The sequence below is a fragment of the Xanthomonas boreopolis genome, from assembly GCF_046529185.1.
GTDB classification, from domain to species: domain Bacteria; phylum Pseudomonadota; class Gammaproteobacteria; order Xanthomonadales; family Xanthomonadaceae; genus Pseudomonas_S; species Pseudomonas_S boreopolis.
Window position 1 is genome coordinate 1,432,079 of record NZ_CP097162.1, and the last position, 26,568, is coordinate 1,458,646.

Sequence of the window (26,568 nt, forward strand, 5' to 3'; positions counted from 1 at the left end):
ACCAGGAAAACGATCATGCGTGGATGGTTCGACACCACCAGGGGGACGCGCGGCCGATGAAGACCGCCATCGCATGTTGGCTGGCCATGCTGCTTGCGTGGGCGGCCGTCGACGCATCCGCGGCCGGCGTGGAGACCCCGCGCATGCGCCGGCTCGGCGTGGCCGAGGGCTTGCCCTCGCGGATGGTGCTGGCGTTGGCGCAGGATCGCCAGGGCTACATCTGGGTGGCCACCGACGACGGTCTCGCGCGCTACGACGGCCTGCAGTTCCGGACCTGGCGGCACGTGCCGGACGATCCGGCCTCGCTGCCGGCCAACAGCGTGGAGACGCTGCTGGTCGATCCGCTCGATCGCGTCTGGGTCGGCACCAACGGCGGCGGCCTGGGCATGCTGGACGCCGGGCGGGATGCGGTACGGCAGTTTCCGGACGTGGACGCGGCCTGCCGTTCGCAGCCGTGGGCGCTGGCCTATGCCGAACAGGCGCTGTGGGTCGGCACCAGCGAGGCGGGGATATGCCGGCGCGACGAACGGGGCCAGGTCACCGTCTATCGCGCCGACCCCGGCAACCCCGAGGCGCTGCCCAGCGACACCGTCTACAGCATGGCGACCGACGGGCGCGGCCGGCTCTGGATCGGCACCGGCGCCGGATTGGTGCGGATGGAGCGCGGCCGCTTCACCCGCATCGCGGTGCCGCAGTTGGGCGAACGTTCGATCATGAAGGTCAGCGTCGAGGCCGACGGGACGGTGTGGGCCGGCAGCGGCAGCGGCCTGTTCCGGATCTCGGCCGACGACCGGGCGGTGCCGGCGCCGTGGCCCAAGAGTGGCGAGCTGCGTGCCGGTGCGGTCGTGCACGATCGCAACGGCGGTTACTGGATCGGCTCCGCCGACGGCCTGTTCCGCGACGGCGATGGCCAGTTGCGGCTGATGGCGGGCGATCGCGGCAGCGGTTTCCTCACGGGCAACAGCGGAGTGCTGGACATCCTGCAGGACCACGAGGGCGGGGTCTGGTTCGGGTTGATCAACCAGGGACTGGCCTACCTGCCTCCGGGATGGCAGCGCTTCTCCACCTTCCTGGAAGCGGAAGGGCAGTCGCTGGAAAGCCTGTTCATGGTCAACGCGGCGGCGCAGGGCCGCGATTTCCTCGTCGCGACCTCGCAGGGCGTGTATCGCCTGCAGGCCGATGGCGGCATCCGCCGGGTCGTCGGCCTCGACGCGATCGGCAAGGGCACGGTGCGCTCGGTGCTGCCGATGCCGGATGGCCGGTTGTGGCTGGGCCGCCCGGGGCGGCTGACGATCTACGACCCTGCCAGCGGGCGCAGCCAGGACCTGCTCACAGGCTTCGGCGAGGAAGGCTTCAAGCTGGTCGACCTGTTGCGCGCCGCGCCCGACGGCAGCGTGTGGATGTCGGTGTCCGGCGGTGGCGTGCAGCACCGCGCCGCGGATGGCCGGGTACTGGACAGCATCGCCTTCGAGGATGGGCGCGGGCTGCCGGAAGGCCAGGTCGAGCAATTGCGCCACGGGCCGGACGGCCGGCTATGGGTGGCGAGCGCCGAAGCCTTGCGCGCCTGGACGGGCGAGCGCTTCGAGCCGGTGCCGGGCTTGGCCGCGGGCCTGGTCTACGACTTCGTCTTCGTCGCGCCGGATACGCTGTGGGTGGCGCGCGCCGGCGCCATCGAGCGCTACCGATGGGATGGCCGCGCGCTGGAGCGCCAGCAGCGCATCGATGCCGCGCAGGGCATGCCCGCCACCGAGATCGGGGGAATCGTGGCCGGCGCGGACGGCTCGGTATGGGCGACTACGCCGCGCGGCATGGTGCAGTACCTGCCGGGCCAGCCGCGGGTGCGCGTGTTCACCGCCGACGACGGCCTGCCGGATGCCGAGTTCTCGATCCGGCCGCCCGCGGCCAACGCCTACGGGCAAGTGCTGGCATGGACGGCGAGCGGGCTGGTGGAGTTCGAGCCCGCGCGCCGGTTCCCGCCGCTGCCGCCATCGCCGCTGGTGATCGAGTCGATGGACGTGCGCCGCGGCGATGCCGAACATGCCGCGCCGCTGTCCCCGGCCGCGCTGCCGGTGCTGAAGGCCGAGGACCGCGACCTGCGCATCGCCGCGCGATTGCTGTCGTACGTCAATCCCCGGCGCACCCGCTACCGCTACCGGGTGGAAGGCTACGACCAGAACTGGGTGGAACAGGACCACCAGGGCGTGCGCGTGCTGTCGCGATTGCCGGCCGGGCATTACCGGATCGAAGTACAGGCGCGCGGCGTGGAGAACGATTGGACGCCGGCGCAGGCGCTGGACGTGAAGGTGCTGCCGCCGTGGTGGCGCAGCTGGCCGGCGCTGGCCGCCCTGGCCCTGCTGCTGGCCTTGCTGGGCTGGTGGGCGGTGCGCGCGTCGCGGCGGCGCCAGCGTTCGCGCCAGGAGATGGCCTTGTCGAAGCAGCGCCAGGAACTGGCGGAGAAGGCCTCGCTGGCCAAGACCCGCTTCCTGGCCACGCTCGGCCACGAGGTGCGCACACCGATGACCGGCGTGCTCGGCATGAGCGAGCTGTTGCTCGATACCCCGCTGCAACCGCGCCAGCGCGCGCACGTCGAATCGATCCGCCTGGCCGGCCTGCACCTGCTGCGGCTGGTCAACGACGCGCTCGACCTGGCGCGCATCGAGGCCGGCAAGCTGGAGCTGGAGCACAAGCCGTTCGCGTTGCGCCAGGTGCTGGAGGAACTGGCCGATTTCATGGAGCCGATCGCGCAGTCGCGCGGCCTGGCGTTCGAGCGCGCGCTCGACGTACCGGCGGACCTCGTCGTCGAAGGCGACGCCACCCGGCTGCGCCAGGTGCTGATGAACCTGCTCGGCAACGCGATCAAGTTCACCGAGCGCGGCAGCGTCGGGCTGGCAGCGGCGCAGGACGATGCCCGCGGCACGCTGCGCTTCGCGGTCAGCGATACCGGCCCCGGCATCAACGCCGAGCAGCAGGCGCGGATCTTCCAGCGCTTCGAGCAGGGCGAGGGCGCGCGCACCGCGTCGCGCTACGGCGGCAGCGGCCTGGGCCTGGCGATCTGCCAGGAACTGGCCGTGGCGATGCAGGGCAGCATCCACATCGACAGCCAGCTCGGCCGCGGCACCCGCTTCACCGTCGAACTGCCGCTGCCGTGGCGCCTCGATGCGGCGATGCCGGAGTCCGCGCCCGCCGGCGCGGCCGCGTCGGGCGCGCCGCTGCGCGTGCTGCTGGTGGAGGACGACGCCACCGTCGCCGAGGTCATCGTCGGCCTGCTCGCCTCGCGCGGCCATGCCGTGGTGCATGCCGCGCATGGATTGGCGGCGCTGGCCGAAACCGCGCAGGGGAGTTTCGACGTCGGCCTGCTCGACCTCGACCTGCCCGGGCTGGATGGCTTCGCCCTGGCCGCGCAGTTGCGCGCGCTGGGCCATGAGTTCCCGCTGGTCGCCGTCACCGCGCGTTCCGATGCCGACGCCGAGCAGCAGGCGCAGGCGGCGGGATTCGAGGCGTTCGTGCGCAAGCCGGTGACCGCGGAAATGCTGTTGGCCGCGATCGCCGACGCGCACGCGCAGCAGGCGCGGCAGCGTACCCTGGCGGAACTCGACGGGGCGTTGCAGGCGCAGCAACTGGTGGCGGGGAGCTGACCATGGCGTCGATGGAGCAAGCGGGGCCTGCGCGCCGCCCATGCCGGGCGGCACGCGGATGGCTCGGCGCCTGGCTGGCGTGCGTGCTGCTCCTGTCCGTGCCGGGCTGGGCCAGGACGGTGTTGCCCGCCACGCCGCAGCCGCGCCAGCTCACCGTCGCCGACGGACTGCCGTCCAACTCGATCAACGATTTCGCCGAGGACGCGTACGGCTACCTGTGGCTGGCCACGGACGACGGCCTGGCCCGCTACGACGGGCGCAGCTACCGGATCTGGCGCATCGAGGACGGTCTGCGCGACAACCGCATCTGGGCCGTGCACGTCGACGAGCGCAACCGGGTCTGGATCGGCACCGAGAACGCTGGGATGGTGATGCTGGACGCCGCGCGCCAGCGCTTCCATTTCTACGACCATCGCGGCTATCCGCAGATGCTCGGCGGCGCGGTCTGGTGCATCACCTCCACGCCCGACGGCAGCATCTGGTTCGGCACGTCCGCGTCCGGGCTGTACCGATTGCCGCCGGACGGGAAGATGCAGCGCTTCCAGCCGGAGCCGGGCAATCCGCGCAGCCTGCCGGACATGGCGGTCAACTTCCTCGCCAACACCCCGGACGGCACTTTGTGGATCTCCACGTCGAATGCCGTGGCGCGCTGGACCGGGCGCGATTTCGAACGCCTGGCCTTGCCGCCCGGCCGGATCAACAACGGGATCACCACCGAGGCCGACGGCAGCCTGTGGCTGGCCGATTCCTTCGGGCGGATGCTGGTGCGGCGGCCGGACGGCACGCTGGAGGAGCAGCCCTGGGCGCATGCCGGTTCCGGCACCACGGTGCTGAAGATGCTGCTGCGCGATCGCAGCGGCGCCTATTGGCTGGACACGCTCGACGGCCTCGGCCGCGCCGCCGAGGGCCAGTTGCGCAACGTGCCGCTGTACAGCGTCTCCGCGCATGGCCTGGTCAAGCCCAACTGGACCAGCGCCTACCAGGACCGCGAAGGCGGCCTGTGGTTCGCCAGCCCCAATACCGGACTGTGGCACCTGCCTCCGAACTGGCAGCAGTTCGCGGTGCTGGCCAACCGCCGCGAGGATCCGTCCACGCCCGCCAATCCTTACGCGCTGGCGGCGGCGAATTCCGCCGACGGCCGGTTCTGGCTGGTCGGTACCCGCGGCGCGCTGGACCGGCTGGATCCTTCCACCGGCGCGGTGGAGCACCACATCGCGCCGATCGACGGCCTGAAGTGGCCCAGCACCGTCACCGAGGACGGCAACGGCCGGGTATGGATCGGCCTGCGCGGCTCGCTGGTGCGCTACGACCCTCGCGATGGCGCGGTGCGGCGCTGGCACGACGACGACCCCGTCGACCCCGCGCCCATCGAAGCGCCGGACCTGATGCGCCAGGTAGGCGACCGCTTGTGGCTGTACTCGGCCAACGGCGGTTTCCAGGTGCGCGACCTGGAGGGGCGCGTACGGCGCCTGTTGCCGCTGGGCAGCCACGGGTTGTCCCAGGGCATGATCGTCAACGACATGCGCACGGGGCCGGACGGCACGCTGTGGCTGGGGAGTTCGCGCGGGTTGCTGGCGTGGAACGAGGCGCGGGACCGCTTCCTGGCCGTGCCCGGTACGCCCGGCACGCCGGTGTATGCGTTCCGCGTCACCGACAGCGGCATCGCCTGGCTGGCCGGGTTGGGGCGATTGCAGCAATACCTGTGGCAGGACGGCCGGCTGCAGCTGCTGGACAGCATCGGGGCGGCGCAGGAGTTCCCGGTCCTGGTGCCGGGCAGCCTGGTGGTGGACCCCGATGGCGTGGCCTGGCTGTCGAGCGCGCGCGGCCTGATCCGGGTCGATCCCGCCAGCCGGGCGATCCGCGTCTACGGCGTGCACGACGGCCTGCCCAACCAGCAGTTCCGGCCGCATACCCTGTTGCAGTCGGTCAAGGGGCAGATCATGGGAGCCACCCCGGACGGGCTCGTGCTGTTCGATCCCTCGCGGGTCCGGCCTTCCACGCGGCAACCGCCGCTGATGATCGAGCGGGTCGGCCTGCGCCGCGGCGAGAGCGGCCTGGACGTGACCCACATGCGGCCCCTGGTGGTCCAGGACGGCGACCGCGACCTGCACATCGTCGCGCGCATGCTGTCCTTCGCCGATTCCGACTCCATCAGCTACCGCTTCCGCCTCAGCGGCTACGACCCGGACTGGGTCGATGTCGGCTCCGGCGGCGAACGCCTGTTCTCGCGCCTGCCGGCCGGCCACTACACGCTGGAAGTGCAGGCGCGCACCGCCGACAGCGTCTGGTCCAAGGTGCAGACGCTGCGTTTCCAGGTGCTGCCGCCGTGGTGGCGCAGCCCCTGGGGCCTGCTGGCCCTGGCGTTGCTCGCGGCGGCGGGCATCGCGCTGGCGATCATGCTGTACCGGCGCCGCCTGCAACGCCTGCACGCCTTGCAACTGGCGATCCACAAGCAGGAACTGGCCGAACAGGCCTCGCTGGCCAAGACCCGCTTCCTGGCCACGCTCGGCCACGAGGTGCGCACCCCGATGACCGGCGTGCTCGGCATGAGCGAGCTGCTGCTCAATACCGACCTGGACGAGCGGCAGCGCAGCTACATCGACGCGATCCGGCGGGCCGGGGCGCACCTGCTGAGGCTGGTCAACGATGCCCTGGACCTGGCCAGGATCGAATCCGGGCGCCTGGAACTGGACCTGCAGCCCTTCCTGGTGCGGCAACTGGTCGACGAAGTGCAGGGGCTGATGGAACCGCTGGCGCGCGACCGCGGACTGGGCTTCAACGTCGAGGTCGGCCTGAGCGGCGACATCGTCGCCAACGGCGATGCCACCCGCGTAAGGCAGATCCTGCTGAACCTGCTGGGCAATGCGATCAAGTTCACCGAGCGCGGGCTGGTGGTGCTCAAGCTCACCACGCTCGGCTCCCACAAGGGCCTGCGCTTCGAGGTCGCCGACACGGGGCCTGGCATCAATGCCGAGCAACGCGAGCGGTTGTTCCAGCGCTTCGAGCAGGGCGAGAGCGCGCGCGCGAACTCGCGCTACGGCGGCAGCGGCCTGGGGCTGGCGATCTGCCAGGAGCTCGCCGTGGCGATGGGCGGGCACATCGAAGTGGTCAGCCGCCTCGGGGCAGGCACCCGCTTCATCGTCGACCTGCCGCTGCGCTGGGTACCCGCGCCGGTCGCGCGGGACGAAGCGGTGGCGCGCCCGATCGCGCCCATCGCGCCGTTGCGGATCCTGCTGGTGGAGGACGACGACACCGTCGCCGAGGTCATCGCCGGCCTGCTGCGCGCCCAGGGACACGCCATCGTGCACGCGCCGCATGGGCTCGCCGCGTTGACCGAGACCACCGAGCACCACTTCGACGTGGCGTTGCTCGATCTCGACCTGCCGGGCCTGGACGGCTTCGCGCTGGCGCGCCAGCTGCGCCTGTTCGGCCATGCGATGCCGCTGGTCGCGGTGACCGCCCGTTCCGACGAGCGGGCCGAGCCGGCCGCGCGGGAGGCCGGCTTCGATGCCTTCCTGCGCAAGCCGGTCACGGGCGAGATGCTGGCCGAGGCGTTGGCCGGGGTGATGCGCGCGGCGGGGTGAGGCGCGGCGGAGCTTACTCCGCCACTTCTTCCACCGTGTGCGGATGCGGCCGGGTATCGGCCAGCTGCCAGAAGATGAGTGTCGAGGTCAGCGTGATCGCGCCGACGCAGACGAACGTGGCGTGCAGCGCGGCGGTGGCGTCGGCATGCGTGCCCAGGTGGTGGCTGAAGGCCGCCAGCAGGCTGCCTGCCGCGGCGGCGCCGAAGCCCGTCGCCAGCATCATCACCATCGACAGCAGGCTGTTGCCGGGGCTGGCCAGCTGGCGGTCGAGGTCGCGCAACGTGACGGTGTTCATCACGGTGAACTGCAGCGAGTTGACCGCGCCGAACAGCGCCAGTTGCAGCAGGCGCCAGGCGAGGTGCTGGCCCGGCACCACCAGCACGAAGCTGGCCATCATCACGCCGACGAGCACCGTGTTGACCATCAGCACGCGGCGGTAGCCGAACCGGCTGACCAGCCTGACCGCCGCACGCTTGGAGGCCATGCCGGCCAAGGCCACCGGCACCATCATCAGGCCGGCGTTCATCGGGCTCATGCCGAGGCCGACCTGCAGCAGCAACGGGATCAGGAACGGCATCGAGCCGCTGCCGACCCGCGAGAACAGGTTGCCGAGGATGCCGATGCGGTAGCTGGTGACCTTGAACAGCGCCAGCGGGAACAGCGGCGCGGACGAGGTGGCGGCGTGCAGCCAATAGCCGGCCAACGCCGCGAGCCCGCCGATCGCCAGCAGCATCACGAAGGCATGGCGCAGGCCCAGTTCGGAGATGCCGTCCAGCGCCAGCGAGAGCGCGACCATGCCGAACGCCAGCATCAGGTAGCCGGGCAGGTCGAAGCGCTGGCGCTGCTCGCCGTAGTGGTCCGGCATCACCTTCAGCGCGGCGGCGAAACCGATCGCGCCGATCGGCAGGTTGATCAGGAACACCCAGTGCCAGGAGGCGATCTCCACCAGCCATCCGCCCAGCGTGGGGCCGACCAGCGGGCCGATCAGGGCCGGGATCGCGATGAAGCTCATCGCGCGCAGGAAGTCCTCGCGCGGGACCGAGCGCAGCACCGCCAGGCGGCCGACCGGCAGCAGCATCGCGCCGCCGATGCCCTGCAGCACGCGCGAGGCGACCAGTTGCGCCAGCGACTGCGAGAGCGCGCAGAACAGCGAGCCGAGCGTGAACACGATGATGGCGGCGAGGAACGTGCGGCGGGTGCCGAAGCGGTCCGCGATCCAGCCCGAGGCGGGGATGAACATCGCCACCGCCAGCGCGTAGGAGAACACCACCGACTGCATCTGCAGCGGGCTTTCGTGCAGGCTGCGCGCCATCGCCGGGAGGGCGGTGTTGACGATGGTGCCGTCCAGCATCTGCATGAAGATCGCCAGCGATACCAGCCACAACAACGGTTTGATCGCGTTGTAGTCGGGCTGGAGCGGGACTGGCTGGCTCATGGGGCGGATCGCGGCCTGGGAAGAGGCGGATTATCCGGCAGGGGATGTGCAGGCGATGCGTGCGCAGGGGCACGGCAGGCGCGAGCCCGGCGACATCCATCGCTGTTGTGGGAGGGACTTCCGTCCCGACGAGCTTTGCCGGCGTTGCCTGATGGCACGGAGGTTCCTTCTCCCGTTACCGGAGAAGGTGCCCGAAGGGCGGACGAGGGTGCTTTTTGGCCTGGAAGCGAAAACTTTCGTCCTCCCGGACGGGCCACTTCGATCCATCATGCGGCAGCTGCGAAGCGCATCTTCGCTCGGGCACGCGCACCGCAGGAGCGACGCCGCACGGCGTCCGCGTGGAGTTCCCGCGAGCCTTCCTCCCGCCGCCCCCGCGAAGACGGGGACCCAGCGGCTTTCAGGCCGCCCGCGACGGACCGTACCGGACCAGGCCAACCGCGATCAAAGATCCGCAACGAGCGGCCATCGCCCTTCGTGCTCGTGCCGGTTCCGGCCAATCGAAGTATCAGCGCCTGCTCAGTTCGTGCACCGCTTCGACCAGCGCCGCGGCGTGCTCCGGGTCCATGTCCGGCGACATGCCGTGGCCGAGGTTGAACACGTGGCCCTCGCGCGAGCCGCCGTTGCCGGCCGCGTAGCTGTCCAGCACCCGGCCGGCCTCGCGGCGGATCGCCTCGGGCGCGCCGTACAGCACGGCGGGATCGAGGTTGCCCTGCAGCGCGACCTTGCCGCCGGTGCGGCGGGCGGCCTCGCCGATGTCGATCGTCCAGTCCACGCCGATCGCATCGGCGCCGGTGGCGGCCAGCTCCTCGACGTAGCCGCCGGTGCCCTTGCCGAACAGGATCAGCGGCGTGCGCGCCTCGCCTTCGCCGCGCTCGAGCCCGCGCGCGATGCGGGCCAGGTAGGGCAGCGAGAACTCGCGGTACATCGCCGGGCTCAGCACGCCGCCCCAGGTGTCGAACACCTGCAGGACCTGCGCGCCGGCCGCGCGCTGCGCGCCCAGGTAGGCGATCACGGCGTCGGTGACCACGCCCAGCAGCCCGTGGAGCAGCTCCGGCGCGTCGAGCGCCATCGCCTTGATCCTCGCGTAGTCCTTGCTGCCGCCGCCTTCGACCATGTAGCACGCCAGCGTCCACGGGCTCCCGGCGAAGCCGATCAACGGCACGCTGCCGTCCAGCTCGCGGCGGATCAGCCGCACCGCGTCCATCACGTAGCGCAGTTCGGTCTCCATGTCCGGCACCGCCAGCCGGGCGACGGCCTCGGCATCGCGGACCGGGTGGCGGAAGCGCGGGCCTTCGCCTTCGACGAAATACAGTTCCAGCCCCATCGCGTCGGGCACGGTGAGGATGTCGGAGAACAGGATCGCCGCGTCCAGCGGGAAGCGCCGCAGCGGTTGCAGCGTGATCTCGCAGGCGACCTCGGGATTCTTGGCCATGCCGAGGAAGCTGCCGGCCTTGGCCCGGGTGGCGCGGTACTCGGGCAGGTAGCGTCCCGCCTGGCGCATCAGCCAGACCGGGGTGCAGTCCACGGGTTGCCTGCGCAGGGCGCGCAGCAGGCGGTCGTTCTTCAGCATGGAAGGTCCTCAGCGCGGCGCATCGGCGCCACGGGTGAACATGACTTGGAAACCGCGCTTGAGCTGCGCGTCGCGTGCCTTCTCGAAGGCGCGGTGGGCCTCGTCCTGCAGCAGGAACTGCTCGCGCCGCAATTGCGCGCGGCCGCCGATCTGGCCGCTCTCGCGCAGCAGCTCCCAGCCGCCGAACAGGTCCGGTTGCAGGGTCAGCTGGACGTAGCGGGGCGAGTCCTCGCCGACCGGGAGTTGTTGCAGGAATACGCGCATGGCGCGAATTGTAGCCGCTGCGGGTGACGTCCAGCTGACCCCGCGGGCGGCGGCGGGCCTCAGCCGGCGCGCAGCACGTCCAGCACCGCCGCTTCGTCCACGTCCGGCACCACCTCGGCCTTGCCGATGCCGCGCCAGAGCACCAGCCGCAGCCGGCCGGCGAGGTTCTTCTTGTCCAGCCGCATCCGGGCGAGCAGGCGATCCGGCTCCAGCCCGGCCGGGATCGCGGTGGGCAGGCCGTAGCGTTCCAGCAGCGTGCGCAGCGCTTCGGTATCGGCCTCCGGCGCCATGCCCAGCGCCGCCGACAGGCGCGCGGCGAGCACCATGCCGACCGCGACCGCCTCGCCGTGCACCAGGTTGTCGCTGCCGGGGCTGGCGTAGCCTTGCTCGGTCTCGATCGCATGGCCGAAGGTGTGGCCGAGGTTGAGCAGGGCGCGTTCGCCCTTCTCCAGCGGATCGCGCTCGACGATCTCGGCCTTGTGTTCGCAGCTGCGCGCGATCGCCTGCGCCAGCGCGGCGTGGTCGCCGGCCAGCAGCGCCTCGCGTTCGGCATGCAGCCACTGGAAGAACAGCGGGTCGCGGATGCCGCCGTACTTGATCACCTCGGCCAGCCCCGCGCGCAGTTCGCGGGCGGGCAGGGTGTGCAGCGTCGCGGTGTCGGCGATCACCGCGCGCGGCGGATGGAACGCGCCGACCAGGTTCTTGCCCTGCGGGATGTCCACCGCGGTCTTGCCGCCGACCGAGGAGTCGACCATCGCCAGCAGCGTGGTCGGCAGTTGCACGCAGTCGATGCCGCGCATCCAGCAGGCCGCGGCGAAGCCGGCCAGGTCGCCGACCACGCCGCCGCCGAGCGCGAACACGCAGGCGTCGCGGGTCGCGCCCAGCTCGGCCAGCGCGGCGATCGCCGAGCCGAAGGTGGCGAGCGTCTTGGAGGCCTCGCCGGCCGCGATCACCAGTTCGCCGACCAGCAGGTCCGGGCGGGCCTGCAGCAAGGCCTCGCGCACGCGCCAGGCGTACAGCGGCGCGACCGAGGAATCGCTCAGCACCAGCACGTGGCGGCCGCGTACGTGCGCGGCCAGGCGGGCGCCGTCGTCCAGCAGGCCCGGGCCGATGGCAATGGTGTAGGGAGGCGCGCCGCCGACGTCGACGGTGCGTGGGGAGGGGGCGTCGATCATGCAGCGGTACTCGAAATCTGCCATTGCGCGGCCAGCCGCAGCACCAGCTGCGCGGTGGCCTCGCCGGCGGAAAGCCGGTCGGTGTCCAGGACGAGGTCGGCGACCTCGCGGTAGAGCGGTGCGCGCACCTGCGCCAGGTCGCGCAGCACCTGTTCGCGGTCGTCGCGTTGCAGCAGCGGCCGGCTGCGGTCCCGCGCCAGCCGTTCCAGCTGCGTCTCCACGCCGACGCTGAGGTAGACCACGAAGCCGCGCTCGCGGATCCGCCGGCGGTTGTCGGCGTCCAGCACCGCGCCGCCGCCGGTGGACACCAGCTGGCCGTCGCCGGCCAGGATCCGTGCCAGCACGGTGCGCTCGTGTTCGCGGAAACCCGCCTCGCCGGAGTGATCGAAGATCGCCGGGATGCTGGCGCCGGCGTGCTCGACGATGGCCTGGTCGACGTCGACGAACTGCAGGCCGAAGCGCTCGGCCAGCCGTCGGCCGATGCAGCTCTTGCCTGCACCCATCGGGCCGACCATCACGAGATTCGGAGCGGGATTCATCGCGGCATGCTAGCACCCGCGGGCGCCGGCTTCGCCTTTGCTGACGGATGAAACCGTCGCCGGCCGCGCGCGGCGGCGCACGGTTCGCGCAGTGCCTGCCGGCGTCCCGATCCCCGTCGTGTGCGTGCCCGGGGCCTTGCGGCCACAATAGGCGGAAACCGCAAGCCCGCCGTGACCATGACCGATCTACTTGCCGAAGCCGTCTCCACCTTCGCCCAGCTCTACGAGGAAGCCCAGCGCGCCGGCGAACTCGAACCCAACGCGATGACCGTCGCCACGGCCAGCCTCGAGGGGCGGCCGAGCGCGCGCACGGTGCTGCTCAAGGGGTTCGACGAACGCGGCTTCGTGTTCTACACGCACCTGGACAGCCCCAAGGGCCGCGAGATCCAGCTCAACCCGCAGGTCGCGCTGCTGTTCCTGTGGCGCGGCCTGCGCGAGGCCGGCGTGCAGGTGCGGATCGAGGGCGAGGCGCAGCTGGTGTCCGCGGCCGAGGCCGACGCCTACTTCGCCTCGCGTCCGCGCATGAGCCAGATCGGCGCGTGGGCCTCGATGCAGTCGCAGACGCTGGCCTCGCGCGAGGAGTTCGAGGAGCGCCTGGCCAAGGTGGAGGCCAGCTTCGAAGGGCGCGAGGTGCCGCGCCCGGAGGGATGGAGCGGCTTCCGGATCGTGCCCGGCCGCTTCGAGTTCTGGTACGGCGCCCGGTTCCGGCTGCACGAGCGCTGGCGCTACGACCGCGATGCCGGCGGGCGCTGGTCCAAGCGCATGCTGTACCCCTGATACGGGCCAGTCAGCGCGCCCGCGTGCGGCCTGCCAGCGCGCCGGCCAGCAGCGCCAGCGCGAGGGCCAACCCGAAGGCCAGCAGGTAACCGAGCCGGGGGCGCTGGTCCAGCATCATCGCGAACAGCGAGCCGCCCACCGCCAGCATGGTCGCGACCGCGACTGCTTCGCACAGTTGCAATGCGGAGCTGTTGCGGCCTTCCGTGCCCGGCGGCGACAGTTGCAGCACCAGGACCGACAGGCTCGGGTAGACCAGGCCCATGCCCGCGCCCGCCAAGCCCCAGCCGGCCACGGCGACCGCGACGGGCACCGCCGGATGGATCGCCAGCGCGGTCAGGCCGATGCCGGCCGCCAGCGTGGCGGCGCCCAGCGCGATCAAGCGCTGGCGCGGACGGCTGCCGGCGTAATGGCCCTGGTACCAGGAACCGCAGAACCAGCTGAAGGCGCCGACGCTCAGGGCGATGCCCGCCAGCGCCGGCGAGAGGCCGCGCTCGCGCGACAGCAGCAGCGGCACGAACGCCTCGCAGCCGAAGAACGCCGCCGGTGCCAGCCCGCGCAGCAGGACCACGCTGGGCAGGCCGCGCGCCGCGCGCAACGTGCCGGCCGGCAACAGCCGGTACACGCAGGCGAGCAGTACCAGCGCGGCGATCGCCATCGCCGCCAGCGCGCCGCCGCCGCGCGACTGCCCGCCGACGTACATCGCCAACACGCCGACCGCGGCGCCCGTCGCCCAGGGCCACAGCGGCGGCGTCCCGGCGTCCCGGTGCGGCGCCGGCGGCAACTTCGCCAACGGGCGATACAGCAACGCCGCGGCCGGGATCGCGATCGCGGGCACGCCCAGGAAGATCCAGCGCCAGCCCGCATGCTGCACGATCAGCCCGGCCAGCGCGGGGCCGACCAGCGAGGGCAGCACCCAGCCGGCGGAGAACGCGGAGAACACCCGCGGCTGCAGTTCCGGCGGATACAGGCGCCCGACCAGCACGTACAGCGCGACCGACATCGCGCCGGCCCCCAGCCCCTGCAATACCCGGCCCGCGATCAGCCATGGCATCGAAGGCGCCAGGCCGGCCAGCAGCAAGCCGCACAGGAACGTGGCCAGGCCGCTCCACAACGGCCGCGCCGGGCCATGGCGGTCGCCGCTGCGGCCGGCCAGGGTCATGCCGACCACGCTGGCCGCGAGCATGCCGCCGAACGCCATCGCATACAGGCGCAGTCCGTCCAGTTCGCGCGCCACGGTCGGCATCGCGGTCGCCACCGCCAGCGCTTCGAAGGCGCCGAGCGAAACCAGCGCGACCATGCCCGACGTCGCGGCCCGGTACGGCGCGGCCATGACCGAATCCGCAGCCGGGCCGGGGCATGCCTGGGGGAGGGGAGTGGAACTCATGCGGCAACGTCTCCTGAACGCTTGCACCCGGGGGACGGGGCGCGCAGCATCCAACCTCAACCAAGGTCGAGGTCAAGCGATGGCGGAGATGAGCGTGGGCGAAGTGGCGCACCGCAGCGGCGTGGCGGTGTCCGCGCTGCACTTTTACGAACGCAAGGGGTTGATCCACAGCCTGCGCACCAGCGGCAACCAGCGCCGCTACGCCCGCGACGTGCTGCGCCGGCTGGCGGTGATACGCGTCGCGCAGCGCGTCGGCATCCCGCTGGAAGCGGTCGCCAAGGCCTTCGCGGTGCTGCCGCGGCAGCGTCCGCCGACCCGCGCGGACTGGGCGCGGATGTCGGCGCTGTGGCGCAACGAACTGGACGAGCGCATCGCCAGGCTGCAGCAGTTGCGCGACCAGCTGACCGACTGCATCGGCTGCGGTTGCCTGTCGCTGCAGCGTTGCCGGCTGGCCAACCCGGGCGATGCGCTGGGCGAGCAGGGCGACGGGCCGCGGCGTTGGGGCGGCGGCTGAAGCGCGGGGCCGCGTGGATCGGCGCTCGCGGCTGCGGGAGGAATTTTCTTTGTGGGAGGGACTTCAGTCCCGACGGGGCTTTTGTGCAGGTCCCTCTGGCACCCGCACCTCCATGTGCGTGGATTCAACACGGGCCTCCGTCGGGACTGAAGTCCCTCCCACAAGGAGCCAAGCGGGATGGTGGGAGGTCCGGGAAGTCGGAGGCCGTGGGGAATCAGCGGTTCAGTCGTTCGCCGCCGACAACTCGCGGCCGCGCGTCGTGGCCGCGGCGATGGCCTTGGCGGTCAGCGCTTCGAAGCCGCCCGCCTGGAAGGTCTCGATCGCCGCCTGGGTGGTGCCGTTGGGCGAGGTGACGCGCCGGCGCAGTTCCGCCGGCGCCTCGCCGGCCTCGGTCAGCATGCGCGCGGCGCCGAGCACGGTCTGCAGCACCAGGGTGCGCGCGGCCTCGGCGGGCAGGCCTTGCTGGAGCGCCGCCGCTTCCATCGCCTCGGCGAGCAGGAACACATAGGCCGGGCCGCTGCCGGACACGGCGGTGACGGCGTCCATGCGGGCCTCGTCCTCGATCCACACCGTCGCCCCCGCACTGGCCAGCAGGCGCTCGGCCTGTTCGCGCTGCGCCGCGCTGACGCGGGCATTGGCGTGGAGCCCGGTGACGCCGGCACCGAGCAGCGCGGGCGTGTTGGGCATCGCCCGGACCACCGCCTGGCCGCCTCCGAGCCAGCGGTCGAGCTGGGTGCCGGTGATGCCGGCGGCGATCGATACCACCAGCGGTTGGTTCCGCGCCGCGTCCGCCAGGCCGGCGCATACGCTGCGCATCACCTGCGGCTTGACCGCCATGACCCAGGTGTCCGCGCCGGTGATCGCCGCGTCCGCCGAGGCGAACGTACGCACGCCGAACTCGCGCGCCAAGGCGTCGCGCAGCGCTTCCATGGGCTCGGCGACCTGGATGCGCCCGCCCGGCACGCCTTGCCGTACCAGGCCGGCGATCAGGCTGCGCGCCATGTTGCCGCCGCCGATGAAGGCGATGGCGGGGCCGGGACTCGGGACGGGGGGCTGGGGACTGGAATGGGTCATGGCGATCTGCGCTGGCGAAGAGGGACGAAAGTGGCAGGGCGGGTCAGGCGGGGCTTGCCGGGACGCGGCTTCCGAACAGCGCCGTGCCGACCCGCACCATCGTCGCACCTTCGGCGATGGCCTCGGCGAAATCGCCGCTCATGCCCATCGACAAGGTGTCGGCCTGCGGGTGCCGGGCCGCGGTCGCATCGAACAGGGCACGCATGCGACGGAAGGCGTCGCGGCGGCGCTCGACCTGCGGATACGGCGCCGGGATCGCCATCAGCCCGCGCAGCGCCAGGCGCGGCTCGGCGGCGATCGCCGCGGCCAGCGCGGGCACCTGCTCGGGCGTGCAGCCGTGCTTGCTGGTCTCGTCGTCGATGTTCACCTGGATCAGCACGTTCAGCGGCGCGCGTTCGGCGGGACGGTATTTCGCCAGTGCGGCGACCAGTTTCGGCCGGTCCACGGTCTGCACCCAGTCGAACAGGCGGGCGGCCTGTTCGGCCTTGTTGGACTGCAGGTGCCCGATCAGGTGCCATTCCAGCCCCAGCGCTTGCAGCTGCGCGATCTTGGCCGCCGCTTCCTGCACGTAGTTCTCGCCGAACGCGCGCTGGCCCTGCGCCGCGAGCGCGGCCACCGCCGCGGCCGGTTGGGTCTTGGACACCGCCAGCAGCGCGGCGGCCGGCCGGCCTGCGGCGCGGGCCGCGGCGTCCATGTCCGAAAGGATCTGTCGTAGCGATGAAACCGGCACGTCGGCGCCTTCCAGCGATAAGCGGGAACGCTATACTGCCGGCCGGGGAAAAATCCTTCCAGTCGCAGCCCAGGGGAAAAGCAGCGTATGGATATCGCTGAACTATTGGCGTTTTCCGTCAAGAACAAGGCGTCGGACCTGCACCTGTCCGCAGGCTTGCCGCCGATGATCCGCGTCGACGGAGATGTGCGCCGCATCAACATTCCCGCGCTCGACCACAAGCAGGTCCATGCGCTGGTGTACGACATCATGTCGGACAAGCAGCGCCGCGACTACGAGGAGTTCCTCGAGGTCGACTTCTCGTTCGAGATCCCGTCGCTGGCGCGTTTCCGCGTCAACGCCTTCAACCAGAACCGCGGCGCCGGCGCGGTGTTCCGCACCATTCCCTCCGAGGTGCTGACCCTGGAGGACCTGGGCTGCCCGCCGATCTTCCGCCAGCTGATCGAGCAGCCGCAGGGCCTGATCCTGGTGACCGGGCCGACCGGCTCGGGCAAGTCGACCACGCTGGCGGCGATGATCGACTACATCAACAAGAACGAGTACGGCCACATCCTCACCGTCGAGGACCCGATCGAATTCGTCCACACCTCGCAGAAGTGCCTGATCAACCAGCGCGAGGTGCACCGCGACACCCACGGCTTCAACGAGGCGCTGCGCTCGGCGCTGCGCGAGGACCCGGACATCATCCTGGTCGGCGAGTTGCGCGACCTGGAGACCATCCGCCTGGCGCTGACCGCCGCGGAGACCGGCCACCTGGTGTTCGGTACCTTGCACACCAGTTCGGCGGCCAAGACCATCGACCGCATCATCGACGTGTTCCCGGCCGGCGAGAAGCCGATGGTGCGCTCGATGCTGTCCGAATCGCTGCGCGCGGTGATCTCGCAGGCGCTGCTGAAGAAGGTCGGCGGCGGCCGCACCGCGGCGTGGGAGATCATGGTCGGCACCCCGGCCATCCGCAACCTGATCCGCGAGGACAAGGTCGCGCAGATGTACTCGGCGATCCAGACCGGCCAGCAGTACGGCATGCAGACCCTCGACCAGCACCTGCAGGACCTGGTCAAGCGCAGCCTGATCACCCGCAACCAGGCCCGCGAGTACGCCAAGGACAAGCGCTTGTTCGAGTAGGGCAGTGATTGGTGATCCGTGATTTGTGATTAGTCAAAAGCCGGGGTTCTGAGTGGTGATTGGTGGGCGAAAACGGGGGATTCCCGCTTTTCCGAATCACGAATCACGAATCACGAATCACGGCTCCTCCCAGGAGCCACCCATGAGCACCATCGACTTCACCTCGTTCCTCAAGCTGATGGCGCACCAGAAGGCGTCGGACCTGTTCATCACCGCGGGCATGCCGCCGTCGATCAAGGTGCACGGCAAGATCAGCCCGATCACGCAGACGCCGCTGACCGCGCAGCAGAGCCGCGACCTGGTGCTGAACGTGATGACGCCCTCGCAGCGCGAGGAGTTCGAGAAGACCCACGAGTGCAACTTCGCCATCGGCGTGGCCGGCGTCGGCCGCTTCCGCGTGTCGTGCTTCTACCAGCGCAACCAGGTCGGCATGGTGCTGCGCCGGATCGAGACGCGCATCCCCAGCGTGGACGAGCTGAACCTGCCGCCGGTGATCAAGACGCTGGCGATGACCAAGCGCGGCATCATCATCTTCGTGGGCGCCACCGGTACCGGCAAATCGACCTCGCTGGCGGCGATGATCGGCTACCGCAACCAGAACTCGACCGGCCACATCATCACCATCGAGGACCCGATCGAGTTCGTGCACAAGCACGAAGGCTGCATCATCACCCAGCGCGAGGTCGGCATCGACACCGACAGCTGGGAGAACGCGCTCAAGAACACCCTGCGCCAGGCCCCGGACGTGATCATGATCGGCGAGGTGCGCACCCGCGAGGGCATGGACCATGCCATCGCCTTCGCCGAGACCGGCCACCTGGTGCTGTGCACGCTGCACGCCAACAACGCCAACCAGGCGATGGACCGCATCATCAACTTCTTCCCGGAAGACCGCCGCCAGCAGCTGCTGATGGACCTCTCGCTCAACCTCAAGGGCGTGGTCGCGCAACAGCTGGTGCCGACCCCGGATGGCAAGGGCCGGCGCGTCGCCCTGGAGATCCTGCTCGGCACGCCGCTGGTGCAGGACTACATCCGCGACGGCGAGATCCACAAGCTCAAGGAAGTGATGAAGGAATCCACCAACCTCGGCATGAAGACCTTCGACCAGAGCCTGTTCGAGCTGTACCAGGCCGGCGAGATCAGCTACGAGGACGCCCTGCGCTACGCCGACTCGCAAAACGAGGTGCGCCTGCGCATCAAGCTCTCCCAGGGCGGCGACGCCAAGACCCTGGCGCAGGGGTTGGATGGGGTGGAGATCGCCGAAGTGCGCTGAGCCTTGCGCGGCCGGGCCCCCGCAAGGCCGCAGGGCGGCCTTGCGTCCGGGCGTTCATGGAGCGGAACCGGTTTCGGATGTAACCGATGCCCGGGATGATGTCTAATATCGTCCCCCACCGCAGTACCCCCTCCCGTGAGCCTCCCCGATTCCGACCTGCGTCCGGAGCAGGAACCGTTGCCCGACGACGGCGCCGTCGTCACCGCCGGCCCGTTGACGCCGCCGCCCGATTCGGCCGGCACGCCGGCCGACGACCGCGCGTTCCATCACTCGGTCGCCGAGGACGTGCAGGGCATGCTGCTGGCGACGCTGGTGGCCTCGCTCGGGCTGGCGGTGTTCGCCAAGGGCGGGATCATGATCGGCGGCATGGCCGGGGTGGCGTTCCTGCTGCACTACGCGCTGGACTGGAACTTCGGCCTGGTGTTCGTGCTGGTGAACCTGCCGTTCTACTGGCTGTCGGTGCGGCGCATGGGCTGGGAGTTCACGCTCAAGACCTTCGCGGCGGTGGGGGCATGCGGTCTGCTGACCGATCTGCTGCCGCGCTGGGCCGGCTATTCGCACATGGCGCCACTGTACTCGGCGCTGGTCGGCGGGTCGCTGGTCGGGCTGGGCATCCTGTTCTTCATCCGCCATCGCGCCAGCCTGGGCGGCGTGGGCATCCTGGCGGTATATCTGCAGCGCGAGCGCGGCTGGAGCGCGGGCAAGGTGCAGATGGCCTTCGACGCGGTGCTGATCTGCGCGGCGTTCTTCGTGCTGACGCCGCAGAAGGTGCTGTATTCGGCGGTGGGTGCGTTGATGCTGAGCCTGGTGTTGATGTTCAACCATCGGCCGCACCGCTACATGGGCGTGTGATGCGCCAGGCCGCCGTCATGGGCGGGCCGGGCAGGTGCTGCTGAACCCGAGCGCCAGCATCAGGCTGCGCGCGTCGAACGGGGCATGCACCTTGGCATCGTTGTCGAGATAGCAGTAGACGTCGCGGCCGGCGCGCTTGCGGGCGGGAGCGCCGGCCCGCTGCGCGTCGTCCGGTTCGCCGCCGGCGGCCCAGGCGGCGATGCGCCGCGCCCAATGCTCGATCGCCTGCTCGCCGTAGCCGCTGGTGTACAGCTCAGTGTCGCCGTGCAGGCGCACGTAGACGAAGTCGCTGGTCACGTCCTCCAGGCAGGGGAACTTGCGTGCGGTGTCGGCCACCACCAGTGCCACGCCATGCTTGCGCAGCAATGCCATGCAGGCGGGATCGGCGAAGCTGGGGTGGCGGACTTCCAGCGCATGGCGCAGGCGCCGGTTGCGGTCGATCGCCAGGGCGCTGCGGCCGTGCATCAGGGAGCGGTCGCGGCGGCGGGCCAGCGACAGGGCCGCCTCGGTGTCGCGCGGCAGCGAGGCCAGGAATCCATCGAGCAGGTCCGCGTTGAAGCGCAGCGAGGGCGGCAGCTGCCACAGCAGCGGCCCGAGCTTGGCGCCGAGGCGGAGCACGCCGGAAGCGAAGAAGTTGGCCATCGCCTGGTCGCAGTCGCGCAGGCGCTTCATGTGGGTGATCAGGCGCGGGGCCTTGACCGCGAACACGAACGCCTCCGGCGTGGCTTCGTGCCAGGCCCGGTAGCTCTTCGGGGTCTGCAGGGAATAGAACGAGCCATTGAGCTCGATGCTGGGGAAGCAGCGCGAGGCGTATTCCAGCTCGCGACGCTGGGGCAGGTCGGGAGGGTAGAACACGCCACGCCAACGGGCATAGCGCCAACCGGAGATGCCGATGCGGATGCTCATGCGGGCAGCGTCGCGGCCGCGCCGTAAGCCATGCGTCAGCGCGACGTGCACGCAGCGTGCAGTCCGGCGGCGCCGCCGTTCAACCTTCTCCGCGCACGCGCATCCAGGGCGGATCGAGGCGCGCGATGCGCGCATGCGCCGGGCAGTCGGCGCGGTGCGCGCCGGGCAGGTAGCCCAGGCTCATCAGGAACTCGCCGGTGATCTCGCCGCCGGTGAAGCGGAAGGTCTTCTTGAACAGCTTCACCCACTCGGGCTTGGACAGCGGGTGGTGCGCGTCCAGCCAGGCGGCGAAGCCGCCGTGCGTCGCGCGCAGGCGCCGGATCACGCCGGCGTTGTGGATCGCCGCCAGCACCTTGAGCCGGTTGCGGATGATCCCCGGGTCGGCGAGCAGGCGGGCGACGTCGTCCTCGCCGAAGCCGGCCACCGCGTCCACGTCGAAGCCGGCGTAGGCTGCGCGGAAGCCCTGGCGCTTGCGCAGGATCGTCTCCCAGCTCAGCCCGGCCTGGTTGATCTCCAGCACCAGCCGCTCGAACAGCTCGCTCTCCGCGCGCTGGGGAAAGCCGTATTCGTGGTCGTGGTAATGGCCGTGGACCGGATGCCCGGGCGCGATCGTGCAGTAGCCGCTCATCCGGGCATTGTAGGGGGCGCCGGCGCCCGGATGGGCCCGGCGATGGCCCGCATCCGGCGGCAGGCCCGTAGAATAGGCCCATGTCCGAGGCCCCCACCCACCTGACCCACCAGCTGCTGATCGCGCTGCCGACGCTGTCCGATCCGCATTTCGCGCGCAGCGTGGCATTGATCTGCCAGCACGACGACAACGGCGCGATGGGGGTCGTGGTCAACCGGCCCTCCGAGTACACCCTCGGCGAGGTGCTCGCCCAGATGGGCATCGGCACCGCCGACGAGGTGTTGCGCGAGCGGGCGGTGCTGGCGGGCGGCCCGGTGCATCCGGAACGGGGGTTCGTGATCCACGACGACGCCCGCGACTGGGATTCGAGCATCGAGGTGGGCGAGGGGCTGTACCTGACCACCTCGCGCGACATCCTCGAGGCCATGGCCGAGGGCCGTGGCCCGCGCAACGCCATCGTCGCGCTCGGCTGCGCCGGCTGGGGCGCGGGGCAGCTGGAATTCGAGATCGCCGAGAACAGTTGGCTGACCGCGCCGTCCGATCCGCAGCTGCTGTTCGACCTGCCGCTGGAAGACCGCTGGCGCGCCGCGGCCGGCCGCATCGGCGTGGACCTGTTCCGGATGACGGACTACAGCGGGCATGCCTAGCGCGGGCTCGCCGTCCCCGATCCGTCCCGACGCCACGGTGTTCGGTTTCGACGTCGGCGCCAAACGCATCGGCGTGGCGATCGGCAGCGCACTCGGCGCCGGCGCGCGCGCGCTGGCGGTGATCGAGGTGCGCGGCGACACGGCCGACTGGGCCGCGCTCGACCGGTTGCACAAGGACTGGCGCCCGTCCGGCCTGGTGGTCGGCGACCCGCTCACCCTCGAAGGCGAGGACCAGCCGGCGCGCCGGCGCGCGCACGCCTTCGGCCGCCAGTTGCGCGCGCGCTACGGGCTGCCGGTGGTGCTGGTCGACGAACGTTCCAGTTCGGTCGAGGCGGCGCGCCGCTTCGCCCACGAACGCGCCGAGGGCCGCAAGCGCCGCCGCGACGCCGAGGCGCTGGACGCGATGGCCGCCGCGGTCATCGTGGAGCGCTGGCTGTCCGCGCCCGACCAAGCCCTTCCCCTTCCCTGATCCCCGCCTCAACGCAATGACCACCATGCAACTCGATTCGGACGGACGCCTGCGCCACCTGCTGACCCTGGAAGGGCTGCCCCGCACCACCTTGCTGCAACTGCTCGACCGCGCCGGCCAGATCCGCGACGCCGCGGTCGGCCGGGTCGGCAAGCGCAACGTGCTCGCCGGCAGCGCGGTCTGCACGCTGTTCTTCGAGCCGTCCACCCGCACCCGCAGCTCGTTCCAGCTGGCCGCGCAGCGGCTGGGCGCGGACGTGCTGAACTTCGACGCCTCGACCTCGTCCGCCCGCAAGGGCGAGACCGACCGCGACACGATGAAGAACCTGGAAGCGATGGGCGTGCGCGGGTTCGTGGTGCGCCACCCCGGGGACGGCGCGGTGGAGCGCCTGGCCGAGGCGGCGGGCGAGGGCACCGCCCTGGTCAACGCCGGCGACGGCCGCAGTGCGCATCCCACCCAGGGCCTGCTCGACATGCTCACCCTGCGCCAGGCCAAGGGCGCGGATTTCTCCAGGCTGAAGCTGGTGATCGTCGGCGACGTGAAGCATTCGCGCGTGGCGCGTTCGGACCTGCATGCGCTGCGCACGCTCGGCGCCGGCGAGATCCGCGTGTGCGGGCCGAAGTCGCTGCTGCCGGACGACGGCACGCTGCACGGGTGCGTGGTCGGCGACGATTTCGACGCGATGCTGGAGGGCGCCGACGCGCTGCTGATGCTGCGCCTGCAGCGCGAGCGCATGGAAGAGGGCCTGGTGCCGTCGCTGGAGCAGTACCACGCCGAGTACGGCCTGACCGCCGAGCGCCTCAAGCGCGCCGCGCCCGACGCGGTGGTGCTGCATCCGGGGCCGATCAACCGCGGCGTGGAGATCACCGACGAGGTGGCCGACGGCCCGCAATCGTGCGTGCTGCGCCAGGTCGCCAACGGCGTGGCGGTGCGCATGGCGGTGCTGGAGACGTTGCTGGGCTGAGGCCGGCAACGCCGATGGCCTTCTGCCCGGGCGCGGGAGAAGGCCCAGGCTGCGGCGCCTGGCCGCGACCGCTGCCCGCATGGGCGCTGCGAGGCACGCCTCGGCGCGTACGAGCGTGCCCGCCTCCGCGGGAGGGCTGTTGCCAGGGGCCATCGATTCGCCGAACCTGCGCGGGTTCCCGCCGCGTGGGTTCCCTATGCGCAGTCTCGATTTCAGCTCGTGGAGCGCAATCCTCAGCACCTTGTTCGGCCTGGTGCTGGTGTCGCTGGTGGCCGTTGGGATCCGCATGCTGGTCATGCAGACCGTGCAGCGCCGGCGCGAGCGCGAGAACCGGCAGATCAACGAGCGGCTCAAGACGCTGATCGCCGCCTACAAGACGCTGGGAGGCTCCTTCACGGGGGAACTGGAAGTCGATCCCTCCCACCTGCGCGACCGGCGCCGTCGCAGCGGGACGGCACAGGCGAACGAAGCGGCGGCGCCGGCCGCGACGGTGTCGGAGCGGCGCCGGCGCATCCGCGACGCGGTCGAGGCGGCGCTATCCGACGTGATCCTGCTCGGCACGGAGGAACAGGTGGCGCTGGCGGCGCAGGCCGCGCGCGACATGGTGGCCGGGCGCCCGGTACGCACGCGCGAGCTGGTGGTCTCGCTGCGGCAGTTCATCCGGCAGGCGCTGGACCTGGAGCCGATCCCGCCGTCGCTGGAAATCCCCGAGCAGGGGCCGCTGCGCACCGCCGGAAGCGGCGGCAGGGGCGGGGGCGGCGAGGCGGGTGGCAAGGGCGGAGCGGGAGGCGGTGGAGCAGGAGGCGCCGCCGGCGGTGCCGGACTCGGCATGGGTGCCGGGCTGGGCCTGGGCCGGCTCGGCGACGACGTCCGCCCGGACGAACGCTGAGGCGCGTTGCCGGGCCGCGCGACAGCGTGGGGCGACCTGGTACCAATGGCAGGGCCGGCACCGGCGCGCGCTGGCTAAGATCGGGATCCTCCCCATTGCGCACGGTGGTGCCCATGATCCGACTGCTGTCCGGCGGCCTGGCCGCGGCGATCCTGTCGTCCTTTCCCGCGCCGGCGCCCGCCGCGGATGCGCCGGCGGCCGGCACCGGGGGCTTCGATCCGCGCGCGCTGTTCGCGCCGTTGCAATTGCCGGATGCGCCGAACGCCTACCGCAGCGGCAGCGGCGTGCCGGGACCGATGTTCTGGCAGAACCGCGCCGACTACGACCTGCACGCGACGATCGACCCGGGCACGCGCACGCTGAGCGGCCAGGAGACGATCACCTACACCAACAACGGCCCGGACACGCTCGACGTGCTGTGGCTGCAGCTCGACCAGAACATCTACCGCGCCGATGCGCGCGCCCGCGACGTACGCGCGCCCCGGCCCGGCCGGCCGCAGCCGGCGGGCAACACGACCGAGGGCTACCGCATCGCGCGCGTGGAGGTCGACGTCGCCGGCAAGCGCCAGCCGGTGGCGTTCCTGGTCGAAGACACCCGGATGCGGGTCGAACTGCCGCAGCCGCTGGCCGGCCACGGGAAGTCGCTGAAGCTGCACATCGACTACGCCTATACCGTACCCGGGACCTGGGGCGGCCGCACCGCGGTGACGCCGACCAGGAACGGCGAGATCTTCGAGATCGCGCAGTGGTACCCGCGCATGGCGGTCTACGACGACCTGCGCGGCTGGGACACGCAGCCGTACCTGGGCTCGGAGTTCTACCTGGAGTACGGCAGCTTCGACTACGCCGTCGCCGTGCCGTGGGATTGGCTCGTGGTCGGTTCCGGCGAACTGGTCAACCCGCAGCAGGTGCTGACGAAGACCCAGCAGCAGCGCCTGGCCCAGGCGCGCGCCAGCGAGTCGACGGTGATGATCCGCACGCCGGAGGAAGTCGCCGATCCGGCCAGCCGCCCCACCCGCGGCGGCACCCAGACCTGGCGGTTCCACATGGACCACACCCGCGACGTGGCCTTCGCCGCCTCGCCCGCGTTCGTCTGGGACGCCGCGCGCATCGACCTGCCCGGCGGCGGATCGTCGCTGGCGATGTCGGCGTACCCGGTCGAGGGCGCCGCCAACTGGAAGCGCTCCACCGAATACGTGAAGGGCGCGATCGAGCACTTCTCGCAGTGGTACCCCTACCCGTGGCCGGCCGCGGTCAACCTGGGCGGGCATGGCGCCGGCATGGAGTACCCCGGCATCGTGTTCGACGGCTACGACGACACCGGCAAGGGCCTGTTCTGGATCACCGCCCACGAACTGGGGCACGGCTGGTTCCCGATGATCGTGGGATCCAACGAGCGCCGGCACGCGTTCATGGACGAGGGCTTCAACACCTTCATCGACGTCTACGCCTCCGATGCGTTCAACCGGGGCGAGTACGCGCCCAAGCGGGATTCGGAGTACGCGCCGAAGGGCGGCAACCCGGCCGAGGAGATCCTGCCGTTGCTGGCCGACGCCGGTGCGCCGACGCTGATGGACCTGGCCGACGCCACCAGCGAGAAGTACCGGCATCCGCTGACCTACTTCAAGGGCGCGCTGGGGCTGGTGCTGCTGCGCGAGCAGATCCTCGGGCCGGAACGCTTCGACCCGGCGTTCCGCAAGTACATCGCGACCTGGGCCTACAAGCACCCGACGCCGTCGGATTTCTTCCGCTTCATGCAGAGCGAGGCGGGCGAGGACCTGTCGTGGTGGTGGCGCGGCTGGTACTTCAACAACTGGCAGCTGGACATGGGCGTGGCCAAGGCCGAGTACGTCGAGCACGATCCCGCCAAGGGCGTGCTGGTCACGCTGGCGAGCCGCCAGAAGCTGGTGATGCCGGCGACGCTGCGCATCGACCTGGCCGACGGCTCCCACCTCGACCGGCGCGTGCCGGTGGAAGCCTGGCTGCAACAGGCCGCGCCGACGGTGCGGGTGCCGACCACCCAGAAGATCGTGCATGTCACGCTGGATCCGGACGCCAAGCTGCCGGACGCCGACCGCGGCAACAACCGGCTCGACATCGTCGGCTGATCCCGGACGCGTCGTGCACCGCGCGC

Annotated in this window: 22 protein-coding genes; 12 read left to right on the forward strand and 10 right to left on the reverse strand. The window is 71.1% G+C overall.

Going from position 1 to position 26,568, the window contains the following annotated elements; translation table 11 throughout:
• The first annotated feature begins 56 nt into the window (after nt 1-56).
• Nucleotides 57-3,635, forward strand: a complete 3,579-nt coding sequence (locus tag M3M27_RS06350; protein ID WP_434027510.1) for an ATP-binding protein — start codon at nt 57-59, stop codon at nt 3,633-3,635.
• A gap of 11 nt (nt 3,636-3,646) precedes the next feature.
• Entirely contained in the window at nt 3,647-7,219 is a 3,573-nt protein-coding gene (locus M3M27_RS06355; protein ID WP_434027967.1) for a two-component regulator propeller domain-containing protein, read from the forward strand.
• Nucleotides 7,220-7,232: 13 nt separating this feature from the next.
• Here the strand turns inward: M3M27_RS06355 and mdtD are convergent, their stop codons facing one another.
• The 5 genes from mdtD to M3M27_RS06380 form a co-directional block, all read right to left on the reverse strand.
• A complete protein-coding gene (gene mdtD, locus M3M27_RS06360) occupies nt 7,233-8,654 on the reverse strand; it encodes a multidrug transporter subunit MdtD (protein ID WP_140719082.1) in 1,422 nt (473 codons plus the stop codon).
• Nucleotides 8,655-9,159: 505 nt separating this feature from the next.
• A complete protein-coding gene (hemE, locus tag M3M27_RS06365) occupies nt 9,160-10,224 on the reverse strand; it encodes a uroporphyrinogen decarboxylase (protein ID WP_140719081.1) in 1,065 nt (354 codons plus the stop codon).
• Between the two features lie 9 nt (nt 10,225-10,233).
• A complete protein-coding gene (locus M3M27_RS06370) occupies nt 10,234-10,488 on the reverse strand; it encodes a WGR domain-containing protein (RefSeq protein WP_140719080.1) in 255 nt (84 codons plus the stop codon).
• A 59-nt stretch (nt 10,489-10,547) separates the two neighbouring features.
• Nucleotides 10,548-11,687 carry a 3-dehydroquinate synthase gene (gene aroB, locus M3M27_RS06375; RefSeq protein ID WP_434027511.1) on the reverse strand — a complete coding sequence of 380 codons (1,140 nt, stop codon included), beginning with the start codon at nt 11,685-11,687 and terminating at the stop codon, nt 10,548-10,550.
• Complete coding sequence (locus M3M27_RS06380) at nt 11,660-12,202, reverse strand: shikimate kinase (RefSeq protein ID WP_140719078.1); 543 nt, start codon at nt 12,200-12,202, stop codon at nt 11,660-11,662. The genes aroB and M3M27_RS06380 overlap by 28 nt, the downstream gene beginning before the upstream one ends.
• A 177-nt stretch (nt 12,203-12,379) precedes the next feature.
• On the opposite strand from M3M27_RS06380, the gene pdxH reads away from it, so the two are divergent.
• The gene (pdxH, locus tag M3M27_RS06385) at nt 12,380-12,979 is read left to right on the forward strand and encodes a pyridoxamine 5'-phosphate oxidase (protein ID WP_434027512.1); all 600 of its coding nucleotides are present in this window, start codon (nt 12,380-12,382) and stop codon (nt 12,977-12,979) included.
• 10 nt (nt 12,980-12,989) lie between these two features.
• Here pdxH and M3M27_RS06390 read toward each other — a convergent pair whose 3' ends face one another.
• The gene (locus tag M3M27_RS06390; RefSeq protein WP_434027513.1) at nt 12,990-14,363 is read right to left on the reverse strand and encodes an MFS transporter; all 1,374 of its coding nucleotides are present in this window, start codon (nt 14,361-14,363) and stop codon (nt 12,990-12,992) included.
• 79 nt (nt 14,364-14,442) lie between these two features.
• On the opposite strand from M3M27_RS06390, the gene soxR reads away from it, so the two are divergent.
• Nucleotides 14,443-14,877: a redox-sensitive transcriptional activator SoxR gene (gene soxR, locus M3M27_RS06395; RefSeq protein ID WP_140719075.1), complete on the forward strand. Its 435-nt coding sequence runs from the start codon at nt 14,443-14,445 to the stop codon at nt 14,875-14,877.
• 222 nt (nt 14,878-15,099) lie between these two features.
• Here the strand turns inward: soxR and proC are convergent, their stop codons facing one another.
• Both proC and M3M27_RS06405 read right to left on the reverse strand, forming a co-directional pair.
• On the reverse strand, nt 15,100-15,951 hold the full coding sequence (gene proC / locus M3M27_RS06400; protein WP_434027514.1) for a pyrroline-5-carboxylate reductase: 852 nt from the start codon (nt 15,949-15,951) through the stop codon (nt 15,100-15,102).
• 43 nt (nt 15,952-15,994) lie between these two features.
• Nucleotides 15,995-16,645 carry a YggS family pyridoxal phosphate-dependent enzyme gene (locus M3M27_RS06405; protein ID WP_434027515.1) on the reverse strand — a complete coding sequence of 217 codons (651 nt, stop codon included), beginning with the start codon at nt 16,643-16,645 and terminating at the stop codon, nt 15,995-15,997.
• 123 nt (nt 16,646-16,768) lie between these two features.
• Between M3M27_RS06405 and M3M27_RS06410 the strand changes: the two genes are divergently transcribed.
• The 3 genes from M3M27_RS06410 to M3M27_RS06420 all read left to right on the forward strand — a co-directional run bounded on the left by M3M27_RS06410 (nt 16,769) and on the right by M3M27_RS06420 (nt 19,931).
• Nucleotides 16,769-17,806, forward strand: a complete 1,038-nt coding sequence (locus M3M27_RS06410) for a type IV pilus twitching motility protein PilT (protein ID WP_140719072.1) — start codon at nt 16,769-16,771, stop codon at nt 17,804-17,806.
• Between the two features lie 142 nt (nt 17,807-17,948).
• On the forward strand, nt 17,949-19,079 hold the full coding sequence (locus tag M3M27_RS06415; protein ID WP_140719071.1) for a PilT/PilU family type 4a pilus ATPase: 1,131 nt from the start codon (nt 17,949-17,951) through the stop codon (nt 19,077-19,079).
• Between the two features lie 177 nt (nt 19,080-19,256).
• A complete protein-coding gene (locus M3M27_RS06420; RefSeq protein WP_434027968.1) occupies nt 19,257-19,931 on the forward strand; it encodes a YitT family protein in 675 nt (224 codons plus the stop codon).
• A 15-nt stretch (nt 19,932-19,946) separates the two neighbouring features.
• Here the strand turns inward: M3M27_RS06420 and M3M27_RS06425 are convergent, their stop codons facing one another.
• On the reverse strand, nt 19,947-20,837 hold the full coding sequence (locus M3M27_RS06425) for a DUF72 domain-containing protein (RefSeq protein WP_434027516.1): 891 nt from the start codon (nt 20,835-20,837) through the stop codon (nt 19,947-19,949).
• A gap of 79 nt (nt 20,838-20,916) precedes the next feature.
• Nucleotides 20,917-21,465, reverse strand: coding sequence for a DNA-3-methyladenine glycosylase I (locus tag M3M27_RS06430; RefSeq protein WP_434027517.1), 549 nt, complete (start codon nt 21,463-21,465; stop codon nt 20,917-20,919).
• An 80-nt stretch (nt 21,466-21,545) separates the two neighbouring features.
• Here M3M27_RS06430 and M3M27_RS06435 point away from each other — a divergent pair, with 80 nt between their 5' ends.
• The 5 genes from M3M27_RS06435 to M3M27_RS06455 all read left to right on the forward strand — a co-directional run bounded on the left by M3M27_RS06435 (nt 21,546) and on the right by M3M27_RS06455 (nt 26,542).
• Nucleotides 21,546-22,112: a YqgE/AlgH family protein gene (locus M3M27_RS06435; protein ID WP_140719068.1), complete on the forward strand. Its 567-nt coding sequence runs from the start codon at nt 21,546-21,548 to the stop codon at nt 22,110-22,112.
• Nucleotides 22,105-22,581: a Holliday junction resolvase RuvX gene (ruvX, locus tag M3M27_RS06440; RefSeq protein WP_434027518.1), complete on the forward strand. Its 477-nt coding sequence runs from the start codon at nt 22,105-22,107 to the stop codon at nt 22,579-22,581. The genes M3M27_RS06435 and ruvX overlap by 8 nt, the downstream gene beginning before the upstream one ends.
• Before the next feature lie 16 nt (nt 22,582-22,597).
• Nucleotides 22,598-23,545, forward strand: coding sequence for an aspartate carbamoyltransferase catalytic subunit (locus tag M3M27_RS06445; protein WP_434027519.1), 948 nt, complete (start codon nt 22,598-22,600; stop codon nt 23,543-23,545).
• Between the two features lie 196 nt (nt 23,546-23,741).
• Nucleotides 23,742-24,434: a hypothetical protein gene (locus tag M3M27_RS06450; RefSeq protein ID WP_434027520.1), complete on the forward strand. Its 693-nt coding sequence runs from the start codon at nt 23,742-23,744 to the stop codon at nt 24,432-24,434.
• A 113-nt stretch (nt 24,435-24,547) separates the two neighbouring features.
• Nucleotides 24,548-26,542, forward strand: a complete 1,995-nt coding sequence (locus tag M3M27_RS06455; protein WP_434027521.1) for a M1 family metallopeptidase — start codon at nt 24,548-24,550, stop codon at nt 26,540-26,542.
• Nucleotides 26,543-26,568 lie beyond the last annotated feature (26 nt).

What these genes read in the sequence shown, in the direction of transcription:
- M3M27_RS06355 (WP_434027967.1), top strand. Translation starts at nt 3,647, where the DNA reads ATGGAGCAAGCGGGGCCTGCGCGCCGCCCATGCCGGGCGGCACGCGGA.
- M3M27_RS06450 (WP_434027520.1), top strand. Translation starts at nt 23,742, where the DNA reads ATGCGCAGTCTCGATTTCAGCTCGTGGAGCGCAATCCTCAGCACCTTG.
- mdtD (WP_140719082.1), bottom strand. Translation starts at nt 8,654, where the DNA reads ATGAGCCAGCCAGTCCCGCTCCAGCCCGACTACAACGCGATCAAACCG.
- M3M27_RS06425 (WP_434027516.1), bottom strand. Translation starts at nt 20,837, where the DNA reads ATGAGCATCCGCATCGGCATCTCCGGTTGGCGCTATGCCCGTTGGCGT.
- M3M27_RS06445 (WP_434027519.1), top strand. Translation starts at nt 22,598, where the DNA reads ATGACCACCATGCAACTCGATTCGGACGGACGCCTGCGCCACCTGCTG.
- pdxH (WP_434027512.1), top strand. Translation starts at nt 12,380, where the DNA reads ATGACCGATCTACTTGCCGAAGCCGTCTCCACCTTCGCCCAGCTCTAC.
- M3M27_RS06415 (WP_140719071.1), top strand. Translation starts at nt 17,949, where the DNA reads ATGAGCACCATCGACTTCACCTCGTTCCTCAAGCTGATGGCGCACCAG.
- ruvX (WP_434027518.1), top strand. Translation starts at nt 22,105, where the DNA reads ATGCCTAGCGCGGGCTCGCCGTCCCCGATCCGTCCCGACGCCACGGTG.
- M3M27_RS06390 (WP_434027513.1), bottom strand. Translation starts at nt 14,363, where the DNA reads ATGAGTTCCACTCCCCTCCCCCAGGCATGCCCCGGCCCGGCTGCGGAT.
- M3M27_RS06435 (WP_140719068.1), top strand. Translation starts at nt 21,546, where the DNA reads ATGTCCGAGGCCCCCACCCACCTGACCCACCAGCTGCTGATCGCGCTG.
- soxR (WP_140719075.1), top strand. Translation starts at nt 14,443, where the DNA reads ATGGCGGAGATGAGCGTGGGCGAAGTGGCGCACCGCAGCGGCGTGGCG.
- hemE (WP_140719081.1), bottom strand. Translation starts at nt 10,224, where the DNA reads ATGCTGAAGAACGACCGCCTGCTGCGCGCCCTGCGCAGGCAACCCGTG.
- M3M27_RS06380 (WP_140719078.1), bottom strand. Translation starts at nt 12,202, where the DNA reads ATGAATCCCGCTCCGAATCTCGTGATGGTCGGCCCGATGGGTGCAGGC.
- aroB (WP_434027511.1), bottom strand. Translation starts at nt 11,687, where the DNA reads ATGGCAGATTTCGAGTACCGCTGCATGATCGACGCCCCCTCCCCACGC.
- M3M27_RS06410 (WP_140719072.1), top strand. Translation starts at nt 16,769, where the DNA reads ATGGATATCGCTGAACTATTGGCGTTTTCCGTCAAGAACAAGGCGTCG.
- M3M27_RS06370 (WP_140719080.1), bottom strand. Translation starts at nt 10,488, where the DNA reads ATGCGCGTATTCCTGCAACAACTCCCGGTCGGCGAGGACTCGCCCCGC.
- proC (WP_434027514.1), bottom strand. Translation starts at nt 15,951, where the DNA reads ATGACCCATTCCAGTCCCCAGCCCCCCGTCCCGAGTCCCGGCCCCGCC.
- M3M27_RS06405 (WP_434027515.1), bottom strand. Translation starts at nt 16,645, where the DNA reads ATGGACGCCGCGGCCCGCGCCGCAGGCCGGCCGGCCGCCGCGCTGCTG.
- M3M27_RS06350 (WP_434027510.1), top strand. Translation starts at nt 57, where the DNA reads ATGAAGACCGCCATCGCATGTTGGCTGGCCATGCTGCTTGCGTGGGCG.
- M3M27_RS06455 (WP_434027521.1), top strand. Translation starts at nt 24,548, where the DNA reads ATGATCCGACTGCTGTCCGGCGGCCTGGCCGCGGCGATCCTGTCGTCC.
- M3M27_RS06430 (WP_434027517.1), bottom strand. Translation starts at nt 21,465, where the DNA reads ATGAGCGGCTACTGCACGATCGCGCCCGGGCATCCGGTCCACGGCCAT.